The organism is Myxococcus guangdongensis, from assembly GCF_024198255.1.
GTDB classification, from domain to species: domain Bacteria; phylum Myxococcota; class Myxococcia; order Myxococcales; family Myxococcaceae; genus Myxococcus; species Myxococcus guangdongensis.
Genome location: NZ_JAJVKW010000006.1, coordinates 531,523 through 550,801 on the forward strand (window position 1 = coordinate 531,523; position 19,279 = coordinate 550,801).

A 19,279-nucleotide genomic window follows, 5' to 3' on the forward strand; every position below is an offset into this window, starting at 1 on the left:
AGCCCGGCCCCAGCGGTGTCTTGCGATAGCGCGGGAAGGTGCCCGACAGGCTCCGGGCCGTGGTCTCCCAGTCCACCTCCTCGGTGCGCATGGGGTCATACATGCGCACCTCGAGCAGCTGGTTCGCGGGCGACCACACCTGGGTGGAGTCCACGCAATGGGCCGCGGTGATGGCGCGGCGCGGTGAGACGAACGTGACACCCCATGTGTAGCGCAGCGGTGTTCCATCCAGACCCAGGACGGGTGCGTGTGTCCCCGGGCGCAGCATGGGCACGAACACCGTCCCATGACTGAGCAGGCTGCTGGCCAGCGCTCCCGAAGGTGTCAGGTCCACCCAGGTAGTCATCCTGATAGGCCCATTGCACGCGCGGGTCCCTGGATGTTCCCCCCTCGATGACGCAGGCGCGGCCGTCCAGCACCCGCGCGAGTGCTGGTGTCACCAGCACCCCGCATCATGCTGCGCATCTCCCCGCCCAGGGCCCGCACGGCGCGCCCGCGCAGCTGTCGGCCGTCCCACGCTGGAGGTGTTTCACGTCTTCGGAGTGGCACTGCGTCCAAGTCACCCCGTGTGCGGGTTTGCGTGGATTTATGCCAATGAACAATGTATAAACGTGTAATCACGGCATATCTTGCCAAGCCATGATTCCGGCGGTGCCGGAGTTGCTCATCCCTGGCAGGGGGCGCGGCCGTCCGCGCGGGTGTGAGAACGCGAATGCAACGCATGTTTGAAAAGCGCCAGGGCAGCTGGCGCATGGGAGTGGTGTGCGCGCTGTGGGCCTTGGGCTCGGCGTGTGGTGATGCGGTGGTGGAGCCCGAGTCACCGGAGCCCGAGGTGGTGAGCGCGGACCCGGCGCGTCATCCGGAGCGTCGTGGCATCGGGATGTTGCCTTTGCCGCCGAGCGGGCCGTCGGCGATGGCCATCACGGTGGACCCTCGCGCGTCGCTCATCGTCACCGAGGACGCCATCGTGAAGAACTTCACGCTGCTGCGGGTGATGACGCAGCTGGTGACGCAGTCCGGGGTCCCGGGCCTGACGCCGCTGGCGCTCTTCCAGGACTGGTGGAGCACGCAGGCGCCTCCGGGCTGTCTGCCCGTCTTCAACACCTTCCCCTATGAGTGTCCGCGGCCGGAGTCGAACCAGGCGCTGGTCAATCCCTTCATCAACCCGGGCACCAACCCCGACGAGTACATCCCGCTGGCGCTGGTCAACCGCTTCGACCTGGCGCCCGTGTCGGGCAGTGACTGTGGTGAGTACCGCATCGTCTTCGGCAAGCGCTCGGGCATCCCGGGCGGGGGCAATCGCAACCTGCTCATCTTCGAGGCGGTGCTGCCCAATCCCAACCCCGCCGCGGGCCTCAATGGCTGTCAGCCGGTGGCCAACTTCTGGGCCTCCCTGACGGGGATGACCGCCCTGTCGGCCCGGGTCTCCGCGCTGACGGGCTTCTACTTCAACGGTCTGCCGGGCGCGGGCTTCATGCCGGTGGTCCACATGGACAACTACGGCAACCGCGCCGGGGCCGTGGCGACGGGGCAGGTGCGCACCAACCAGTTCATCGGGCGGCCGTGGACGCTGCGTGAGTTCAGCGTGCGGCGGACGATGTGCGGCGGCACCCCCTGCCAGCTGCGCTTCACGCCGGTGACGGTGAAGGTCAACCCGGGTGGGACGCTGTTCAACCCGGCCTCCGGACACCCGCTGGCGGCGACGTTCCAGGGCTCGCTGTTCCCGGGGCAGGTGCCCGCGCTGACCGTGAATGACATCAACCTGTTCAACAACACCATCCCGGACACCTTCAACAGCGGGCAGAGCCACGTGGGCGTGTTCGAGAACCAGTACGTCGCGCAGTTCGGCCCGGGCCCCAGCCCCTTCCACACCAACGTCCAGGCGGCGATTGTCGCGGCGGGCAGCACGCTGACGCCGCAGCAGGTGGTGGCGCGCTCCATGGCGCTGTCGTGCGCCGGGTGTCACGAGAACAGCAACGGCGCCAACCTGGGCGGCGGGCTCGTCTGGCCTCCGTCGGGCGGCTTCGTCCACGTGGGCGAGCAGTTCGACCCGCTTTCGGGGACGTTCGGCCCGCGCTACCGCATCTCCCCGGCGCTCACCAACGTCTTCCTGCCCCACCGCAAGGCGGTGCTGGAGACGTTCCTGAACGCCTCGTGCGGGGATGCGGTGTGCCAGCCGTGGGAGACGACCACCGTCTGCCCGGCTGACTGCCCGTAACCGGAAGGGCACACGAGGCGGGGGTACGGGCGCGGGGGGAGGTCTATACTCCGCGCCCACCATGACGGCGGACTCCCTCAAGCAGCACCTCCGGCGCACGCTCCGGCGGGATTTGTGGCTGACGCTCACTCCCGCGCTGCTCCTCATCGGCGTCGCCTTCGCCGCCGCGTTCCACTTCATCAAGCCCGCGCCGCCCAAGACGCTGGTGCTGGCCATGTCCCAGGACGAGGGCGGCTTCCGCTACTACGCCCGGAAGTACCAGGACTTCCTCGCCAAGCACGACGTCAAGCTGGAGCTGCGCTCGACGAAGGGCTCCATCGAGAACGTGGCGCTGCTGGCGGACGAGTCCTCGGGCGTCGACGTGGCGTTCGTGCAGAGCGGCACGGTGCCGGGTGAGTCCGCGGGGAACGTGGTGTCGTTGGGCAGTCTGTCCTACGTGCCCGTGTGGGTCTTCTACCGGGGCGAGCCGTTGGAGGACGTGCGCCAGCTCAAGGGGCGCAAGGTGGCGGTGGGGCCCGAGGGCAGCGGCACGCGCGCGCTCGCCGTCACGCTCTTGAAGGCCAATGGCATCGACGAGGCGCCCACGGAGCTGTTGCCGCTGGAGCGCGACGCGGCCATCGAGCAGCTCAAGCAGGGGCAGGTGGATGCCATCTTCCTCATCTCTCCGGCGGAGTCGCCCGCCATCCACCGGCTGGCGGCGGTGCCGGGCATCCGGCTCTTGAGCTTCACGCGGGGCTCGGCGTACGCGCGGCGCTTCCCCTATCTGTCGCGGCTGGTGCTTCCCCGGGGCGTGTTCAACCTGGCCTCGGACATCCCGGCCGAGGACGTGGTGGTGATTGCGCCCACGGCGAACCTGGTGGCGCGCGACTCGCTGCACCCGGCGCTGGCGTATCTGTTGATGCGCGCGGCGAGCGAGGTCCACGGCAACGCGGGCCTGCTCGACGGCGCGTCGGAGTTCCCCGCGCCGCGGGAGACGGGCTTCCCGCTCAGCGACGAGGCGAAGCGCTATTACGAGGCGGGTGTCCCCCTCCTGCAGCGCTACCTGCCGTTCTGGGCCGCCAACCTGGTGGACCGGCTGTGGGTGATGCTGGTGCCCATCATCGCGGTGGTGGTGCCGCTGTTCCGGGCGGTGCCCGCGGTGTACCAGTGGCGCATGCGCTCGCGCATCGTCCGTTGGTATGCGCGCTTGAAGGAGATTGAAATCCAGCTCGACGAGAACCCCGGGCGGGAGATGCTCGAGGACATGCTCAAGCGGCTGGAGGAGGCGGAGCGGGAGGTCAATCGCATCCCCATGCCGCTGGCGTACGCGGAGAACCTCTACTTCTTCCGGGAGCACATCGAGGTGGTGCGCCGTCGGCTCATCCGCCGGATCTCCGGTGGGCGAGAAGGGGCGGACGCCCACGCGCACTCGGCCAGCGCGTAGTCGGTTCGAGCCGCGCGCGCGCCGTGGGGGCCCGGGGGGCTGGCTCCCGCTGCGTGCTTCGGTCGGCGCTTGCCGTCAAGGCCACGCGCAACACCTGACAGGCGCGCATCAGGCGCCGCCGCGTGTTGACGTGGGTGAGGCCGAGCTGCACGGCCATGCTGCGCCCGTCCAGCTCCCGCTCGAAGCGCAGCACGCAGGCCTGTCGCAGCGGCTCGGGGAGGCGGGCGACGTGGCGCCACAGGAGCCGGGCCTGCTCGCGCTCGAGCAGGAGGTGTTCGGGGGAGGGGGCGTGGATGACGTCCATGATGGCCTCGGGGCACGTGTCGTCGGTGAGGTCGTCCGCGCGCCGGGCCCGTGCGCGGTGCTGGTCCACGCAGGTGTTGTGGAGGATGCGGGCCAGCCACGCCTCGGGGTTTCGCAGGTGAGGGGACTCGCGGGGCCAGGCCTCCGCGGCCCGGAGCATCGCGGCGCCCAGCGCGTCCTCCGCGTCGGCGTGGTTGCCTCCGAGCTGGCGCACGCTCCTGGCGAGGAGCCTCGGTTGGTGCTGCCGCCACAGCTCCCAGAAGCGGGTCGACGTCGTTTCGTTGAGAGTCTTCACCGTGGGCTCACCCCTGCGTGTGAGGCCCCCTTGAGCAACGGGTATGCCCAGGCGTGTCCCACGGACGGCGGCGCCCGGAGGCATGGACTGGCATGTCAGCGGGATGCGCTGACATGTCAGCCGAAGGCCCGGGGAGGGTGGCGTCAGCCTCGACCCATGCCTCGTCGGTGTAGCCTGGAGGAGAACCCCGGCTCCGGCGCCGAGCGTCCCCCTCATGTCGCAGCGAATCCTCGACGATGTCTCCACCGCCAGCCCCCCTCGGCGTGGCGGTGACTCCCAGTCCGCGCCCCTCGCGCCAGCGCTGACGCTGGTCTCCCATCCGCTCGCGTCGAGGGTGGGGGAGCGCTACGTGATGGAGGCCCTGCTCGCGGGGCGCGAGGTGGCCCTGTCGCGCAACGAGCCGCTCTTCACGCGCGTGGGGGAGGGCGTGGGGCGACCGCTGGCGGACCCGTTCCTGAGCCGACGTCCGCTGCGTTTCCTGCCGCGTCCGGAGGGCGGACTCCGGCTGGAGGTGGACGTGGGGGGCACTTCCGTGGTGGTCGGAGGTGTGCCCGGTGGTGCGTGGGATTTCCGGCCGCAGGTGCTCGAGGCGGGGGTGACGCTGGAGCTGGGCGGGCGTGTGGTGCTGCTGCTGCACCGCGTGGCGCTGGACGCGGAGCGCTCCGCGGACACCCTGGGCATGGTGGGGCAGAGCCTGGCTTTGGGCCGCGTGCGCACCCGCGTGCGGCAGGTGGCGGACCTGGAGGTGCCGGTGCTCGTGCGAGGGGAGACGGGCTCGGGGAAGGAGCTGGTCGCCCGGGCGCTCCATCAGCGGAGTCCTCGGCGCAGGGGGCCCTTCATCAGCGTCAACGTGGGCACGCTGGCTCGCGAACTGGCGGCCTCGGAGCTGTTCGGCGCGCAGCGCGGGGCCTACACGGGCGCGTCGCAGAGTCGCGAGGGGTTCTTCCGCGCGGCCCATGGCGGCACGCTCTTCCTGGACGAGGTGGGTGAGGCTCCGCCGGAGGTGCAGGTGGCGCTCTTGCGCGTGCTGGAGACGGGGGAGGTGTTCCCGGTGGGCTCACATACGCCCGTCGTCACGGACGTGCGGCTGGTGGCCGCGACGGACGCGCCCTTGGAGGAGCTCATCGAGCAGGGGCGGTTTCGCGCACCGCTGTTGCATCGGCTCTCCGGTTACACCCTTCAGATGCCCGCGCTGCGGGAGCGGCGTGAGGACATCGCGCTGCTCTTCCATCACTTCGCGCGACAGGAGCTGGAGGCGCTGGGCGAGGCGTGGCGGCTGGAGCCCGAGGACCCCTACGCGGAGCCGTGGTTGCCCGCGTCGCTGGCGACGCGTCTGTTGGACTTCGACTGGCCCGGCAACGTGCGCCAGCTTCGCAACGTGGTCCGGCAGCTGGTCATCAGCAGTCGGGGGCAGGCTCGGCTCCAGGTGGATGCGTCCCTGGAGGCGGAGCTGGGCTCCGGCAGGCGCGAGGAGCCCGTGGCGCTGACGCGTCGCAAGCCGGCGGAGGTGTCGGAGCGGGAGCTGCTGGAGGTGCTGCGAGAGTGCTCGTGGGACTTGAAGGGCACGGCGGAGCGGCTCGGCATCACCCGGGCGTCGCTCTACAACCTGGTGGACCGCAGTCCGCACATCCGCACGGTGAAGGACGTGAGCGCGGAGGAGATAGCGCGCTGCTTCCACGAGTGTTCGGGAGATCTGGACGCGATGGTGCGCCGGCTGGAGGTCTCCCGGCGCGCGCTCCAACGGCGGGTCCGTGAGCTGGGGCTCGGGCCCGCCGAGTGATGGCGTCATCCGGCGTGGCGGCCTCTCGCGACCACGCTCCATTCAGTCGAACGACGTGAGGAGGCTCGCGTGATGCAGTGGCACGGAATGCGTTGGCTGGGAGTCGTGATGTGTCTGGGCGCGGGGTGTGCTCCGGAGCAGGCCCCGCCGCAGGAGGTCCTCGAGACGGGCGCGCAAGGACAGGATGTCGACATGTCCAAGATGAGGGAGGTGCCCTGTACCCTGGAGGAGGGACGGTGTTCGAAGGTCGCGCTGGACGAGGTGTGCACCATCACCATCGGCATGGGGGCGGAGCCCGTGTCGCCCGCCAGGTCCTGCATCCGGCGGAAGCAGTGGCTCAAGATCCGGCTGGACCCGGACGTGTCCTACGCCATCATCCACTTCGACGGTGACCCCTCGGGCATCCTCTTCGAAGGGGACCCGACGGACCGCGTCAAGCTGGACCACTGGGGGATGCCTGTGTGGTACGGGAGGGTCTCGGGCACCGCGGGGCGGAAGGGCTATCCCTTCAGCGTGTCCTCGGATACGGGCCAGGGGCAGCCTGGAGAGCTGGAGGTGGTGAGGGATCCAGGCGATCCGGAGGACTGAGGACTGCTCGCTCAGCGCGGTGATGCCGTGAGCAGGGGGGCCCAGGTCCGTCCGAGCCGAGGGCGTGCCACGAGCGCGCGCTCCAGGGCCTCGCGGGCCTGCTCCTGCTCGAGCGGGAGCTGCGTGGGGTAGGCGCGTGCGCGCAGGAGTTCCAGGGCCGCGTGCAGTGCGCGCGCCTCGAGGTCGTCGGGGCGTGTCTTCAGCACCGTGGACGCGTGCGCGAGGCCTCGCTCCAACGCGTCGCCAGGGGAGACCTCCGCGAGATGGCGGGCGAGGGCGTGGTCCATGAGGAGCCGCGCCAGCGCGAGCCGGTCGTCATGGGGCCGCGCGCTGAGAGCGAGCATGGCTTCGTGAGCCTGCGCCGCCTCGGTGAAGGCGGCCTCTTGCTCCGGCGGGAGGGCCGCGGTGACGACACGGGGGCCTCGTGTCCCTTGCCATGTGAGCGCATTCAGGCGTCGTGCCTTCGCCACATAGCGCAGGGCCTCCTCATCCCGGGGGTTGCGCGTCACCGCTTCGCGCAGCGCACGTTCGGCGGCCTCGAGCGTGAGGACCACCGCAAGCGCAGCCCGCGGACTGCGCCGTGCCGCGTCGCGCGCGGCAGCCGCGGGTGAGCGATTCACCTCGAGGTCATCGCTCGGATTGCGTTGTGCCGCGTCGCGCGCGGCAGCCTCGGGTGAGCGATTCACCTCGAGGTCATCGCTCGGATTGCGTCGTGCCGCGTCGCGCGCGGCAGCCTCGCGTGCGTGGCCGACACCCGTCCCGCGCTCCCATGCGTACGTCGCGAGCAGCAGCTCCGCGTGGCCCAGGTTGGCCCAAGCCGTCGACAGCTCCGGCTGGAGCGCGAGCGCCGCCTGGGCCTCGCGCTTCGCGGCCTGGGCGTCCTCGCGCGGGTCCTCCCCGAGCTCCAGCCGATACGCCGCGCGCGCCGCCAGCGCCTCCGACAGGTTGCTGTACGTCAGCCCTTGTTTCGGCGCGAGCGCGCGAGCCCGGACGAAGGCCTCACGGGCCTCGTCGACGGCGGGGAAGGGGGACGCTCCTCGCTGCCACGCATCGCGCGCACGCTCCAGGTGCACCAGTCCCACGCCACCGTGGAGCTGCGGCACCTCGGTGTTGAGCGCGAGCGCGCTTCGATACGAACCGAGCGCCGCGTCCAGCGCGGACCGTGCATCTCCTCCCGAGTCACGCGAGCGCGCCGCCCGGAGCGCGTGCACCTGCGCCTCGTAGAAGTGGCTGACCAGGTTGCGCGGGTTGAGGCTCCGCGCCTTCTCCAGCGCCTCCCGCGCGCGCTCCAAATCCTCCTCCGCCGTGGTGCTGCGCGGATTCGACGCGCGCTTGAACCAGGCACTGCCCAGGTTGATCCACGCGTCCGGCAATGACTCGTCGATGTCGATGGCGGTGCGGTACGCCTCGATGGCGCGCTGCCGGTTGCCGAGCGAGTCCTCGCCCACCGCATCCTCGTGGTCCGCCCAGACCTTGAAGATGAGCCCCAGGTTGGCGTGATAGTCGTAGCCGCGCTCCCGCGGCGCCACCCCTTCGAACGCCTCGATGGACTGACGCAGCAGCGCGCGAGGGTCCTCGCTGCGCGCCTGCCGCAGCCGCGCCTCCTGCCAGAGCACCAACCCGAGCGCCTGCCGCGCCTCGCTGCGATTCGGCTCCACCTCGAGCGCCGCGCGCGCCGCCTTCAGCGCGGCCTCCAGTGGCGCCCGCGCATCCCCACCCTGCCTGCCGCGATACTCCGCGAGCCTGCGATGCAGCAGGGCCTTGCGGACCAGCGAGGGCACGTGCCGAGGCGAGGCGGTGAGCCCCCGCTCCAGCGCCTCCAACGCCCGCTCCAGATGGGGCGTCACGTCCCCCTGGCCATACATCCCCATGCGCAGCGCCACCTGCTCCACGCCCGCGAGCGCCAGGTGCGCCTCCGGCAGACTCTCCGCGAGCGACGCGGCCCGCGCATGCGCCCGTCGCGCCGCGTCCAGGTCCTCCTGCGCGGACTCGCGACGACCCGCATCCCAATGGCTCGTGGCGCGCGCCACCAGCACATCCCCCCGCAGCAGCGGCGCCTCGAAGAACCAGGGCAGCCGCTCACCCAACGCGTCCAGCCGCTCGAGCGCGTCCTCGTAACGCTCCTCGTGGTACGCGAGCAGCGCCGCGACGTACTCGGCCGGGGGCAGGTCCACGTCGCCGCCCTTCCTCAACCACTCCAGCGCCGGCTCCCGGTACTGCGCCACCAGCTCCTTGCGTCGCCCCTGTCGCTCCAGCGCGGGCAGGTGCTCGGACGCGCGCAGCTGCTCCTGGTAGAGCTGCCCCAACGCGAGCGCCAGCGCGCACGCGACACGCGGCGTCCGCGTCCCGTGGCGCCACGCGGCCTCCAGCGCGTCCTTCGCGCGCCCAGGCTCCCCCATCGCCAACCAGCCCCGCCCCAGCGCCTCGTGGCCCGGCCCCAGCGCGTGCTCGCCTCCCGCGCGCATCTCGCGGGCGATGTCCTCCAGGCGCGTCTCCAGCGTGCGCCGCTCCTCCCGCGTGTCGTGCAGCCGCGCCAGGGCGGTGTACCGGGCGCGGGCCTCCACGTGCTCGGCGAGCTCGGAGAAGCGCCGCGCCAGGTGCTCGCGCACGTCCGCCTCGCGACGGGCGAGCACCGCCTGCACACCCGCGAGCAGCACCACCATCCCCACCACCGCCGCCAGCGTCAGCCCCCGCCAGTGCCTGCGCGCCAGCCGCGCCAGCCGGTACCCCGTCCCCGTCGAGCGCGCGAGCACCGGCGCCCCATCGAGGAAGCGCCGCAGGTCCTCCCCCAGCGCCCGCGCCGAGTCGTACCGGGCACCGCGCTCCTTCTCCAGGCACTTGAGGACGATGGCCTCCAGGTCCGCGGGCACCTCGGGCGAGAGCGCGCGCGGAGGCCGGGGCTCCTCCGTGGGGATGCGGCTGAGCACCTCCAGCGCGTTGCTCCCCGGCACCGGAGGTTGCCCCACCAGGAGCGCGTAGAGCGTGGCGCCCAACGCGTACACATCCACGCGCCGGTCCAGCCGGCTCACCTCGCCGCGCGCCTGCTCGGGCGCCATGTAGTGCGGCGTGCCCAGGATGGACCCGGTGGCGGTGACACCTTCGCCCGGCGCCCGCGCCAGCCCGAAGTCCATGACGTAGGGCTTCCACTGTCCGTCGGCCGTGCGCTCCACCAGGATGTTGGAGGGCTTGAGGTCGCGGTGGATGAGGCCGGCACGGTGGGCCGCGTGCACGCCCTCGGCGGCCTGCGCCAGCAGCAGCGCCTTCTGCTCGACGGAGAGCCGCCCCGCGAGCTCGTGGAGCGGCTGCCCGTCCACGTACTGCATCGCGATGTAAGCGCGCCCCTGGACCTGGCCCACCTCGTAGACCTTGCACACGCGCTCGTGCTCCACGCGCGCCTGGGCCTGCGCCTCCGCCACGAAGTGCCTCACGCGCCCGGGCTCGTCGTCCTTCACGAACTTGAGCGCCACGTGCCGCCGCAGCACCAGGTCCTGGACCAGGAAGACGCGCCCCATGCCGCCCTGGCCCAGGAAGCGGATGGGCGCGTAGCGCTCCCACCCAGGGACCGGGAAGGCGGGCTCGGCCTCGGGGGCCTCGGGCTCCAGCGGGCGGGGCGCTCCGACTTGGACCGTGGGCGGGCCCACGAGCGCTCCCTCCAGGGCCGCCCGGGACGCGCTCCGGAGGGAGGCGAGGGTGGCCTCGGACAGTCGCCCCCGGGCGTGGAGGAGCTCCAGGGGGCCTCGCCGCTCGCGCTCGACGGCCGCCCGCAGGGCCTCCACCTCCTCGTCGGCCAGCAGGCCCTCGAGGAGCACCGCTCGCAGCTCCGCCTCGTCGTCCTCGCGCATCGCCGTTCCTCGGGCGCGCGTACGTCCGGGCCCTGCCGGAACGCCGTGCGGGAGGGTTCTACCACCCCCCTCCCGACGACATCCCGTGCAGGCACCGGGCTGGATTGATATGCAGGGAGCGCCGGACGGCGATGGCCGCCGCCCCGCAGCTCCTCGGAGGCACCATGAACGCCGACAATCATCTTGCCGCGGTGGGAGTCCCGTTCCCCCGGAGGACGTCGGCCTGAGCAGGTCGACGTGAAGGTCCGTCACAGCGCGGTCCTCGCTCCGGGTGCCCTGACGAATCCAGGTGCGCCGCAGGCACCGCTCTGTCCGGAGTCTTTCCCCGTGTCTCTCGAAACTTTTGGTTGGGGCCCCGAGCTGGCCCAGGCTTTCTCCCGCGTCGTCGAATCCTCCCCACTTCCCCTCGTCCCCGGCCGCGTGGTGCGCCAGGCCCGAGGGCTCCTCACCGTTCAGGCCGCGGAGCGCACCCTGCTGGCGCGCACCGCCGGCCGGCTGCTCCACCAGTCCGCCACCGCCGAGTCCCTGCCCACCGTCGGAGACTGGGTGACGCTCCAACTGCCCCCGGGCCAGGGGGAGGGGATGCTCCACGCGGTGCTCCCCCGCAAGAGCCTCCTCGTGCGCCGCGATGCGGGACGGGAGCGGGAGGGGCAGCTCATCGCCGCCAACCTGGACGTGGTGCTGCTCGTCGCCGGGCTGGACGGGAACTTCAACCCCCGCCGCATCGAGCGCGCCCTCACCCTGGCCTGGACGAGCGGCGCCTCCCCGGCGGTGCTGCTCACCAAGGCGGACCTCCATGACGACGCGGACGCCGTCGTCGAGGAGGTCTCCGCGCTGGCCCCCGGCGTCCCCGTGCTCGCCCTGAGCTCCAAGACGGGCGAGGGGCTGGACGCCGTGCGGGCCCTCATCCCCGAGCACCGCACCGGCGCCCTGCTGGGCTCCTCCGGCGTGGGCAAGTCCACCCTCGTCAACCGCCTGCTGGGTGAGGCGCGCCTGGCCACGCAGGAGGTGCGCTTCGACGACGACCGGGGCCGCCACACCACCACCCACCGCGAGCTGTTCCGCCTCCCCCACGGCGGCCTGCTCATCGACGGCCCCGGCATGCGCGAGCTGGGGCTCCTGGGCGAGGAGGAGAAGGCCATCGAGCAGACCTTCGCCGACATCCTCGAGCTCGCCGAGGGCTGCCGCTTCCGCGACTGCACCCACCAGCGTGAGCCGGGCTGCGCCGTGCGCGTCGCCGTCCAGTCCGGGGCCCTCTCCGAGGAGCGCCTCTCGAGCTTCGAGAAGCTCCAGAAGGAGAAGGCCTTCCAGGCGCGCCAGTCCAATGCCGCGCTGCAGAAAGACCAACGGCGCTTCGAGAAGAGCCGCTCCCTGCAGGGTTGGGAGACCACTCGGGCCAAGCGCCGGCGGGACTGAAAGCCGGACCGAAAATTCGCCGTAAATCCTCCACTCAAGGATTCCGACGGGCCGCGTTTGGATATTTCGAAAGGTAGGGACACCCGGGCAGAGCCTGGATGTCCGCGGGCCTCGGGCGCTGAGCGTCCGGGCAGGTGGGTGGGGGGAGTGTCCGGGGGAATCACCGGCACTCAGGTTTTCGAACGTTCGACGTTCGAGGGGGAAGAGGCGCGCCGGGGGGCTCGTCTCGGACCTTTGAGGGGGCGCCCCTGGGGAGGGGCGTGGCTTCCGGAGGGTGCGCCGAGGGGCGCGCTCACGCTGGACCGGAAGTACGAATTCTCGCAGTCCTTCATACGGCGGGGAGCGCGTCGAGGGGGCGCGCTCCCCGCGGTTCTTTTCAGGGTCCTTCGGACCCGCCCGCGTCGTGGACTACTTCGAGTCCGACGAGGGCATCATCTTGATGCGCTGGCCCTGGTCATCCGTCACCACGGAGCCCTGGGCCTTCTGCTGCTCGGTGGGCTGACCGACGGCGAAGCTGGCCACCTTCGTCAGGGGCACGCCCTGGAAGATGCCGCTCACCGTCACGACCAGGTGCGAGCGTCCGGCGCCCGGCGTGAAGGCCACGTCCAGGTTCGTCAGGGCCGACTTCTCCACGCTGACGCCCGTCACGGGCGAGGGGCTGCTGGTCACCTGCAGCCCGTCGGCGCCGGAGACCTCCACCCGGACATCCTCGCCGGGGACCTGGAAGCGCAGCGAGACGGTGGCCGTGGTGTCGGACACCTTCGCGCCCACGTCCACGGGCGCGCTGAGCTTGGCGGTGTCCGCCGGGGTGGTGCTGGAGGGGCTGGTCTTCGCCGGAGAGGTGCAGGCCACGGGCGCCAGCAGCGCCAGGAGGCCGGAGAGGACCGCGGGGGCAATGCGATTCATGAGTGCTCCTGGGAACGAGGGAGGAAGACGAGGTCCGCTCATTGGCTGGTGATGGAGACGCTGTAGCTGTAGGTGCCCGAGCCCTCGTCGTCCCAGCCCGTCACGATGAGGACATAGCGGCGGTCGCTCTGGCTGTTGAAGTCGAAGGTCTCCGTGCCCGTGATGAGGCGGTCGGCCTCGCCCGCGGTGGCGCCCTGTTGCAGGGCGAGGATGCTCACGTCCTCGGCGGAGTTGGCGGAGATGGTCATCCTGCGGCCGGTGCCGGTGAAGACGTAGTACCGGTTCTGCTGCCGCTGGTTGAAGGGCTCTCCCCGGGTGAAGGTGGCGTTGTCCGTGAAGGGCACCGTCACGAAGTTGTACATGCCGTACAACCCCGAGTCCCCCTCGCCCCACTCGGAGCGGATGGAGCCGATGTTGTAGTGCGCCGCGAGCCGGTCCACCGCCGCGGCGTCGACACCCGGCTGGGCCTTGAGGCCGGTGATGAACGAGCCGACGGTGGTCAGCGCCGGCGTGGTGCGCTGCGGCCCCACCAGCACGTCGTAGAGAGTCCCGAGGCTGAGGGACACCTGGTCGAACGAGGCCTCCGCCAGCGTCGACTCGTCGTGCAGGTCGTAGAGGAAGCGCATGATGCTGAACTCGGAGAAGACGCCCGGGTTCGGGTCGTCCGTGGACGCGGGCGGCGTCTCCAGGTCGAAGCCGAACGCGCCCAGGCGGGTGCCGCTCCAGAGCGTGTCCACGTAGATGGAGCTGGGCAGGAGGATGCCGGACAGCGCGTTGCCGTAGCCCTCGCCGAAGGCGATGCGCGGGTCCAGCACGTCACCGGCGGAGTGCGGGCCACCGGGGTTGTCGGCGCGCGACAGGTTGGCCTCGAAGAAGTGCCCCCACTCGTGGACGATGACGTGGCTGTCGAACTCGTCGGTGTCCGCGCCCGCGAGGCCCAGCACGTAGACCTCGTTCTCGGTGGGAGAGAAGTGCGAGGTGCCAATCTGGCCCCGCGCCTTGTCGCCGCTCTGCGGGGCGTTGTCCGGGCTCCAGTTCACCTTGAGCGCCGGGAAGGGCACGGGCCGCTCCGCCAGGAAGGCGTGCGACGCGGTGTACATGGCGTCCAGGATGGCGAAGGGCGCCGCGACGCGCTGGTTGGCGGTGTAGCCCGCGCCGTTCCAACCGTGGCCCGCGTGCAGGTCCTTGCTCGTGGTGCCGCCCTTGATTTGCGTCACCACCGCCCAGATGGCGTTGCCGTCGGTGTTGTCCTCCACCTGGATGGCGGGGGTGGTCGTCTTGGCGAGCGTGGCCAGCGTCACGTTGGCCTGGTCGCCCGCGGTGAAGGTGAGCTGGTAGCGGCCGTCCTCGTCGGTGGTCGCCGCGGCGAGCACGTTGCTGCCCCGGAGCACCTGCACCGTGGCGTTGCGCACGGGCTTGATGCTCACCTGGTTGAAGGCGAGCGAGCCCTGGCGCGTCGTCGGCGTGTAGACGGCCGGGACGGAGTCGAACGTCACCCGACCCGTGAGGGTGGCCGTGACGGGCGTCCCCTCGTCCTGGTCGCCGTCACCCTCCTTGTCGGAACAACCGAGCACGGTGAGACCGAGCGCGAGTGCCAGCGTCGCGCCTGTGCGGGCCCACGCTGATTTGCGAGATACGTACATTCCGTCCTCCCCCTTCCTTTCGTCGCCTGAGATGGGTGGCGCGTCATTCTCGACGGGTCGTCCGGGAACTTCAAACACGGAGGACCCGGAGAAGGCGTGGGATGAGGCTTGCTTGTCGTGGGCCCGTGTGCGGGACAGCGTCCGGGCGGGCGTGCCCGTCTTCCGGGGCTTGGTGGGTTGGCCGACCTGGGGGTGGCGCGGAGGTCGGGTTGGCGAGGCCCTGGAGCGCGCCAATCATTGAGGGGGGCGTCACGCGCGGAGGGCGGGCGACCCCACGGCCCATCGCCTCCTCGCCATGCCCCACCCGACCGACAGCGCGTCTTCCCCTCCCGAGGCGTCCCAGGACCTCACCGGCGTCGAGCGGGCCCTGCGCGAGAGCGAGGAGAAGTACCGCACGCTCTACAACAACACGCCGGTGATGATGCACTCCATCGACCGGGAGGGCCGGCTGGTGAGTGTTAGCGACTGCTGGCTGGCCACGCTGGGCTACACGCGCGAGGAGGTCCTCGGCCACGACTCCACGGAGTTCCTCACCGCGGAGTCGGCCCGCAGGGCGCGTGAGGACGTGCTGCCGGACTTCCTCAGAACGGGCTTCTGCAAGGACGTGCCCTACCAGGTGGTGAAGAAGGACGGGACGCGGCTGGACGTGCTGCTGTCCGCCATCATGGAGCGTGACACCACGGGCGCCTGCGTGCGCTCCCTGGCGGTGCTGTTGGACGTCACCGAGCGAAAGCGCGCGCAGGAGGCGCTGCAGCAGAGCGAGCAGCAGCTGCGCGCCATCCTGGACAACGCCACCTCCGTCTTCTTCCTGCTCGACACCCAAGGGCGCTACATCTTCGTGAACCGGCAGTGGGAGCGGATGTTCCACCTCACGCGCGAGGAGGTCGCCGGCAAGACGGCGCGCACCATCTTCCCGGAGGACACCGCGCGGGAGTTCCAGGCGCTGAACAGGCAGGTGCTGGAGCAGCGCCTGCCCGTCGTCCGCGAGGAGCGCGTCCCGAGGGAGGACGGCGTCCACACGCACATCACCCAGAAGTTCCCGCTGCTGGACGCGTCGGGCGTGCCCTACGCCGTCTGCGGCATCTCCACCGACATCACCGAGCGCAAGCGCCTGGAGGAGTCCCAGCGTTTCCTCGCGGAGGCGGGGCGGGAGCTGGGCACGTCGCTCGACTACGAGACGACGCTCCAGCGCGTCGCGGAGCTGACGGTGCCCCGCTTGGGGGACGTGTGCATCGTCTTCATGCCCGACGGCAGCCACGGGCTGCACCCGGTGGCGGTGGCGGCCCGCTCGCCCGAGATGGCGCGTGAGGTGCGGGAGCTGCTCGAGACCCATCCGCTCCTCCCCGACGTGACGTACGGCCCGGTGGGGGTCATGGCGTCGGGGCGCTCGGAGTGTTCGCCGGTGCCCCACGGAATCCTGCGCGACGGAGGGCTGGGCTCACCGCGCTGGCGCCAGGTGCGCGCGTGGGGCGGCAAGCCGTCGCTCAGCGTGCCCCTGCAGGCGCGCGGGCGCGGCCTGGGCGTGCTGACGCTCGTGTCCCGGCAGTCCGGGCGGGCCTTCGGCGCGGACGAGGTGGCGCTGGCGGAGGAGCTCGGGCGGCGCGCCGGGTACGCCATCGACAACGCGCAGCTCTACCGCAAGTCCCAGGAGGCCATCCGCGTGCGCGACGAGTTCCTCTCCATCGCCTCGCACGAACTGAAGACGCCGCTGACGTCCATGAAGCTGCGCATGCAGCAGATGAGCGCCCTGCTGTCGCGGCCCCGGACGGACTCGAGCCTGCGCGCGAAGCTGTCCGGCATGCTGACGGTGTGCGAGAGCCAGCTGTCGCGGCTGTCCCGGCTGGTGGAGCACCTGCTGGACGTCTCGCGCATCCACGAGTCGCGGCTGTCGCTGCGTCTGGAGGACATGGACCTGTCCGCCGTCACGCGCGACGTGGTGGGCCACCTGCGCGAGCAGCTGGAGAAGGCGGGCTGCGCGCTGGAGCTGGACATCCCCGAGTCCCTGCCGGGCCGGTGGGACCGGCTGCGGCTGGAGCAGGTGTTGATGAACCTGCTGACGAACGCGGTGAAGTACGGCGCGGGCCAGCCCATCCGGCTGGGGCTGTCCGCCCACCACGACGAGCGGGTGTGGCTGAGCGTGGAGGACCACGGGATGGGCATCCCCCGCGAGTCGCAGGGGCGCATCTTCGAGCGCTTCGAGCGCGCCGCCTCACCCAACTACGGCGGCCTGGGCCTGGGCCTCTTCATCACCCGTCAAATCGCCCAGGCCCATGGCGGAGAGGTGTGGGTGGAGAGCGAGCCGGGGCGGGGCGCCCGCTTCGTCGTCGAGCTGCCCCGCTGGACTCAAGTCAGCGGGCCCTCCACCAGCCGCAGCACGTCCGCCAACACGCCGGACGCCGTCACCGCCGCGCCCGCGCCGTAGCCCCGGATGACCAGCGGCGTGGGGCTGTAGCGCTCCGACAGGAAGCTCAGCGCGTTCTCTCCGCCCTTCACCGCGGCCAGGGGGTTGGCGAGCGGCACGGCCTTGAGCCCCACCGAGCAGCCCTCGGGGCCGACGCTGCCCACGTACCGCAGCACCTGTCCCTCGGCGCGCAGCGCCTCCACGCGGCGCTGGAGGCCCTCGTCGAGCGACGGCAGCCGCGCGAGGAACGCGTCGAGCGGACCGGACGCGTCGAAGTCCTCGGGCAGGAGCGACTGGAGCGCGACCTCCTCCAGCTCCACCGGGCGGCCCAGCTCGCGCGCGAGGATGAGCACCTTGCGCGCCACGTCCGTGCCCTGCACGTCGTCGCGCGGGTCCGGCTCCGTGAAGCGCTTCTCCATGGCGGAGCCCACCGCGCGCGACAGCGGCACGCCTTCCTCCAGCAGGCCCAGGATGTACGACAGCGAGCCGGAGAGGATGCCTTCGATGCGGTGCACCTGGTCGCCGGTGCGCAGCATGTTCTTGAGCGTGTCGATGACGGGCAGGGCGGCGCCCACGTTCGTTTCGTACAGGAAGCGGCGCTGGTGACGCGACGCCGTCTCGCGGATGGCGCGGTGGTGGGCCATGCGCCCCGCGTTGGCCTTCTTGTTCGCGGTGACGACGTGCAGCCCCGCGGCCAGGAGGGACGGGTAGGCGAGCGCCACGTCCTCGCTGCTGGTGCAGTCCACGAAGATGGGCCGGCCGGGCCGCTTCGCCCGCACCTGCTCCCGGAAGGACTCCAGCGACGCGGGGGCGCGGCTCGCCTCCAGCCGCTCCTTCCACTCGCCCAGGGGGACGCCGCCCGGCTCGATGAGCGCGTGCCGGCTGTTGGCGATGGCGCACACCCGCAGGTCCACGCCCTGCGCGCGCAGGTGCGGGGCCTGCTGACGAATCTGCCGCATCAGCTCTCCGCCCACGCTGCCCACGCCCGCGACGAACAGCTCCACCACCTCCGTGGTGCCGAAGTAGCGGTGGTGCACGTGCGCCATGGCGCGGGGGCCGTCGGCTTCGGTGATGACGGCGGAGATGCTCCGCTCGCTGGAGCCCTGGGCAATCGCGGCGATGCTGCAGCCCACGTCGGCCAGCCCGCTGAAGAAGGTGCCCGCCACGCCCACGCGGTGGCGCATGCCGTCGCCGACGATGCTGAGCACGGCCAGCTGGCCCTGGCGCTCGATGGTGTCGACCTTGCCAGCCTCGCGCTCCACCTCGAACTCGGACTCCAGCGCGCGCACGGCGGAGTCCGCCTCCGACTGCTGCACGCAGAAGCTGATGGAGCACTCGCTGGAGCCCTGGGTGATGAGCACCACGGAGATGCCCGTGCGGGCCATGGCCTCGAAGACGCGCGCGGCGGTGCCGGGCACCCCCTTGAGCCCCGCGCCGGCGATGTTGACCAGCGCCACGTCCTTGAGGAACGACAGCCCGCGCACCGGATGCTCGGGCGGCGCGGCCCTGTCGGTGACGAGGGTGCCGGGGTGCTCGGGCTTGAAGCTGTTGCACACGCGCACGGGGATGCCGCGCTCGCGCGCCGGGGCAATCGTCTTCGGGTGCAGCACCTTGGCGCCGAAGTACGCCAGCTCCATCGCCTCCTCGAAGCTCACCTCCGACAGCGGGAAGGCCTCGGGGACCAGGCGCGGGTCGGCGCTGTAGATGCCGTCCACGTCCGTCCAGATTTCCAGCAGCGCCGCGTCCAGCGCCGCCGCCGCCAGCGCCGCCGAGTAGTCCGAGCCGCCGCGTCCCAGCGACATCGTCTTGCCGCGCTCGTCACCGCCGAAGAAGCCCGGCATCAGCAGGAGCCCCGGCCCCGCCGCGTCGCGCAGCGGCGCGAACCTGGCGCGAATCTCGTCCATGCGCGGCGTGGCCTGGAGCGGGTCTCCCGAGCAGATGAGCGCCTGCCGTGGGTCCACCAGGTGCGGCGACAGCTTGCGCCCGGACAGGAGCGCCTCCAGCACCAGGCACGACGCGCGCTCGCCCAGGCCCGACAGGTGCGCGAGCACCGAGGGCGAGCACTCGCGCAGGAGCCCCACGCCCTGCAAGAGCCCGCGCAGCTCGGTGGAGATGGCGGCGAGCCCCAGCTCCAGCGGGGCCAGCGCCTCCAGCTCCCCGCCCAGCTCCCGGGCGATGCCCAGGTGCGTCTGCTCGAAGCGCGACAGGGACTCCTCCACCGAGTGCCCCTCCTGCGCGAGCCGGGCCGTGTCCACCAGGAGGTTGGTGATGCCGGAGACGGCCGAGGCCACCACGCACACCCGCGTCTCCTGTCGTGCCCGGGCGACCAGGTCCACCACGCGCCGCATCTGCGCGGTGCCGCCCACGCTGGTTCCGCCGAATTTCATCACCCGCATGACGGCACCTCGCGCTGGAGCAGGCGGCCGAGGGACACGGGCGGGCGGGGCGTCGTCGTCGGGGTCTG

Annotated in this window: 11 protein-coding genes; 6 read left to right on the forward strand and 5 right to left on the reverse strand. The window is 71.5% G+C overall.

Annotation, left to right across the window (positions count from 1 at the left end; all coding sequences use genetic code 11):
* Window positions 1-721 precede the first annotated feature (721 nt).
* Together LXT21_RS21510 and LXT21_RS21515 are read left to right on the forward strand one after the other, a co-directional pair.
* A complete protein-coding gene (locus LXT21_RS21510) occupies window positions 722-2,218 on the forward strand; it encodes a hypothetical protein (RefSeq protein ID WP_254040022.1) in 1,497 nt (498 codons plus the stop codon).
* A gap of 61 nt (window positions 2,219-2,279) precedes the next feature.
* Entirely contained in the window at window positions 2,280-3,641 is a 1,362-nt protein-coding gene (locus tag LXT21_RS21515; RefSeq protein ID WP_254040023.1) for a TAXI family TRAP transporter solute-binding subunit, read from the forward strand.
* On the opposite strand, the gene LXT21_RS21520 is transcribed toward LXT21_RS21515, so the two are convergent.
* Complete coding sequence (locus LXT21_RS21520; RefSeq protein ID WP_254040024.1) at window positions 3,577-4,239, reverse strand: RNA polymerase sigma factor; 663 nt, start codon at window positions 4,237-4,239, stop codon at window positions 3,577-3,579. The two genes, LXT21_RS21515 and LXT21_RS21520, sit on opposite strands and share 65 nt — an antisense overlap.
* A 214-nt stretch (window positions 4,240-4,453) precedes the next feature.
* Between LXT21_RS21520 and LXT21_RS21525 the strand changes: the two genes are divergently transcribed.
* Window positions 4,454-6,019, forward strand: coding sequence for a sigma 54-interacting transcriptional regulator (locus LXT21_RS21525; RefSeq protein ID WP_254040025.1), 1,566 nt, complete (start codon window positions 4,454-4,456; stop codon window positions 6,017-6,019).
* Between the two features lie 192 nt (window positions 6,020-6,211).
* Window positions 6,212-6,607, forward strand: a complete 396-nt coding sequence (locus LXT21_RS21530; RefSeq protein WP_254040026.1) for a hypothetical protein — start codon at window positions 6,212-6,214, stop codon at window positions 6,605-6,607.
* 11 nt (window positions 6,608-6,618) lie between these two features.
* Here the strand turns inward: LXT21_RS21530 and LXT21_RS21535 are convergent, their stop codons facing one another.
* Complete coding sequence (locus LXT21_RS21535; protein WP_254040027.1) at window positions 6,619-10,449, reverse strand: protein kinase domain-containing protein; 3,831 nt, start codon at window positions 10,447-10,449, stop codon at window positions 6,619-6,621.
* Between the two features lie 327 nt (window positions 10,450-10,776).
* Between LXT21_RS21535 and rsgA the strand changes: the two genes are divergently transcribed.
* Window positions 10,777-11,865, forward strand: coding sequence for a ribosome small subunit-dependent GTPase A (rsgA, locus tag LXT21_RS21540; protein WP_254040028.1), 1,089 nt, complete (start codon window positions 10,777-10,779; stop codon window positions 11,863-11,865).
* A gap of 408 nt (window positions 11,866-12,273) precedes the next feature.
* Here rsgA and LXT21_RS21545 read toward each other — a convergent pair whose 3' ends face one another.
* Together LXT21_RS21545 and LXT21_RS21550 are read right to left on the reverse strand one after the other, a co-directional pair.
* The gene (locus LXT21_RS21545) at window positions 12,274-12,771 is read right to left on the reverse strand and encodes a hypothetical protein (RefSeq protein ID WP_254040029.1); all 498 of its coding nucleotides are present in this window, start codon (window positions 12,769-12,771) and stop codon (window positions 12,274-12,276) included.
* 38 nt (window positions 12,772-12,809) lie between these two features.
* Window positions 12,810-14,414, reverse strand: a complete 1,605-nt coding sequence (locus LXT21_RS21550; protein ID WP_254040030.1) for a hypothetical protein — start codon at window positions 14,412-14,414, stop codon at window positions 12,810-12,812.
* Window positions 14,415-14,709: 295 nt separating this feature from the next.
* On the opposite strand from LXT21_RS21550, the gene LXT21_RS21555 reads away from it, so the two are divergent.
* Window positions 14,710-16,836 carry a sensor histidine kinase gene (locus LXT21_RS21555; protein WP_254040031.1) on the forward strand — a complete coding sequence of 709 codons (2,127 nt, stop codon included), beginning with the start codon at window positions 14,710-14,712 and terminating at the stop codon, window positions 16,834-16,836.
* Here the strand turns inward: LXT21_RS21555 and thrA are convergent.
* Entirely contained in the window at window positions 16,758-19,211 is a 2,454-nt protein-coding gene (gene thrA, locus LXT21_RS21560; RefSeq protein ID WP_254040032.1) for a bifunctional aspartate kinase/homoserine dehydrogenase I, read from the reverse strand. The genes LXT21_RS21555 and thrA overlap by 79 nt on opposite strands.
* Window positions 19,212-19,279 lie beyond the last annotated feature (68 nt).